Annotated in this window: 2 protein-coding genes; both read right to left on the reverse strand. The window is 72.9% G+C overall.

Annotation, left to right across the window (positions count from 1 at the left end):
- On the reverse strand, positions 1–1,896 hold a 1,896-nt coding region (locus tag D183_RS25445; protein ID WP_017910615.1), incomplete at its 3' end, for a two-component regulator propeller domain-containing protein.
- A gap of 110 nt (positions 1,897–2,006) precedes the next feature.
- Positions 2,007–2,951 (reverse strand): ATP-binding response regulator (locus D183_RS0120315; RefSeq protein ID WP_017910616.1); only part of this gene is annotated, 945 nt, incomplete at its 5' end.

Genomic DNA, 2,951 nt, shown 5'->3' on the forward strand with positions numbered 1-2,951 from the left:
CACCACGCCGTCCGGGGTGCCGCCGAGGATCTGCCCGCTGCGCGCCTGCACCAGGGTGCGGATCTGGAACTCCTGGTTGGGCAGGCCATCGTGCACGCCGTAGGAGCGGATCGCCTTGCTCGCCGGATCGACCCGGATCAGCCCGCGCACGCTGCTCAGCCAGGCCACGCCGCTGGCATCGACCACCAGGCCGTTCGGCGCCAGCGCCGGGAACTCCTGTTCGGCGTCGATGCGGTCGAGCAGGCTCAGCCGGCTGCCGTCCCACAGATAGCGCTCCAGGCAGCCGACGCTGGCCAGCCAGACCACGTTGCCGTCGCTGATCGCCAGGGCGCTCAGCGGGCGCTGCGGTGCGCCGGGCACCGCTTCGAACCGCGCGTGCTCCGGGCTCCAGGCGAGCAGGCCGTGCTGCCCCAGCAACCAGGGCTGGCCCTGCGGCCCGAGGCTGGCCTCCTGCACGGTCAGATCCGCAGGCAGGCCGGCGCTTCCCGGCGCCATGGTGCGCAGCACGTGGCCATCGAGGTCGCGCACCTGCACGCCGGTGATGTCGCTGAAGATCCAGACGTGACGGTCGCTGCTGAAGACGATCCGATCAACCTGGTCCATCATCGGCGCATCGGCCCCGGCGTCCTTGCCCCAGCGCCGGACCTCGCCGCTGGCCGGGTCGTAGCGCAGCACCGCCCCCGCGGCCGCCGCCCACAGCCGGCCCTGCGGGTCTTCGGCGATCGCCCGCGCCCAGTCCAGACCGAACATCGCCCGCATGTGCCGATGCACGGCGCCGGTGGCCGGATCGAGCTTGTCCAGCACGCCACGCGTGCCGGCCAGCCACACGCCGCCGTCGCGGGACGCGGCGGTGGCCAGCACGTAGGGGTTGCCCATCGACTCCGGGTCGTCCACCCGATAGGACAGCACCGAGAACTGCTGCCAGTTGGCCGGCAGGTGCCACAGCCCGGCATTGCCGCTGGCGAACCACAGGCCGCCCTCGCGATCCTCGAAGGCCAGCGACCAGTTCGGCTTGACCAGTCCGTGCGCGGAATTGCTGTACAGCGGCACGTTGCGGATCACGCCGGACTCGCTCTCGCGGCCCAGCCCGTCCATGGTGTCGAACCAGCGCGTGCCGTGGCGGTCGTGGACCAGCATGCCCAGCACGCTGTCGCCGGGCATGTTGCGCCAGTACGGCTCCACCACGCTGGCGTCGGCGCGCAGCAGGCGCACCCCGCCCAGGGTGGAAACCCACAGCGTATCGTCGCGCTCGGGCGTCAGCCCCTGCACTTCAGGCCGCGGCAGCGCGTCGGCGGCGACGCGCTGGAAATCGTGGCCGCTCCAGCGCGCCAGGCCGCCGCGGGTGCCCACCCACAGGGTGCCGTCCGGCGTGGTCGCCAGATGGGTGACGCTGGCCGAAGGCAGGCTGCGCGCGTCGCCGGGGATCGGCATGAAGCGGCGCAGGCGCCCGTCCGGCTGCAACTGGTGCAGGCCGCCGGCGGAGGTCCCGAACCAGACGCTGCCGTCCGGCGTGGACGCGATGGACCACACGGTGGTGGAGCCGATCTGCGGATAGGTGCTGCGATCGTAGTAGCGGAACTGCCGGCGATCGGCCGAGAGCATGCCCAGGCCGGCGCCGTCGGTCCCGAACCAGACCCGGTTCTGCGCATCGACGTGCACCGACCAGATCTTGTTGTGGTGCAGGCCGTCCTCGATCCGCCAGATGCGGTAGCCGCGTCCGTCGAAGCGCGCCAGGCCATCGCTGCTGGCCAGCCACAGGTAGCCGAGCTTGTCCTCGGCGAAGCCATTGATGCTGTTGGACGGCAAGCCGTCGGCCACGGTCAGTTGGCGCGGCTGCGGCGTCGGCGGCACTGCCGCGCCGGCGACCGCGGACCACGCCAGCAGCAGCCATCCCAAGATCCGTCTCGACCGCATCGCCTCTGTCTCCCCGACGGGCATCCGTCCCGCGCCACCGACGCCATCGTCGGCGATAAGCGCCGGCGCTGGCAACCGCGTCCCGCATCGACTCAGAGCGGCGGCGGCGCCCCGTCCAGCACCGCGTCGATGGCCCCTTCCAGCATCTGCCCGGTGACCGGCTTGCGCACGAACCCGGCGAATCCGGCGGCGCGCGCGGCGGCCTCGGCCTCGCCGTCGGAGCGCGCGGTCACCGCCAGCAGCGGGAAGCCATGGCCCAGCGCACGCAACTGCCGCGCCAGCGCCAGGCCGTCGAGCGCCGGCAGGTCCAGGTCGAGCAGGCCGATATCGAAGCTGCCCTGGCTGGCTTCGGTCAGCGCCTCCAGGCCGTGCGCGGCCCAGGTCACCTGATGGCCGCGGCCGCGCAGCAGTTCGACCATCACCTGGGCCACGGTCGGTTCGTCCTCGACCAGCAGGATCCGCAGCGCGGTGCGCGCGCGCGGTGCCGGCACCGGGACCGCCGTCGGCTCCTGCGCCGGACGCCAGCGCAGCGGCAGGCCCACGCGGAAACGCGCGCCGTGCCCCAGCCGGCTCTCGACATGGATGCGCCCGCCCATCGCCATCGCCAGTTCCTGGCTGATCGCCAGGCCCAGGCCGCTGCCGCCCTGGCGCACCGCGGTGCGCGGGCCGTCGCCCTGTTCGAAGCGCTGGAACAGCCGCGCCTGCTGCTCGCTGCCGATGCCCGGGCCGGTATCGGCCACCTCGATGCACAACCCCTGGCCGTCCTGCCCCGGCGCCACCTTCAGCGCCACCGAGCCGCTGCTGGTGAACTTGATCGCGTTGCCGAGCAGGTTCAGCAGGATCTGCCGCACCCGCAGCGCATCGCCTTCCACCGTGGTCGCGCCGGGCATGCCGTCGTGCAGATCGAAGCGCAGCCCGCGCGCCTGCGCCAGCGGCGCCATCAGGTTGACCACTTCGGCGATCAGCGCCTGCAGCGCGAACGGCTGCGACTCCAGGCGCAAGCGCCCGGCCTCGATCCGCGCCAGGTCCAGCGCATC

This window comes from Xanthomonas sp. SHU 199 (genome assembly GCF_000364665.1).
GTDB lineage: Bacteria > Pseudomonadota > Gammaproteobacteria > Xanthomonadales > Xanthomonadaceae > Xanthomonas_A > Xanthomonas_A sontii.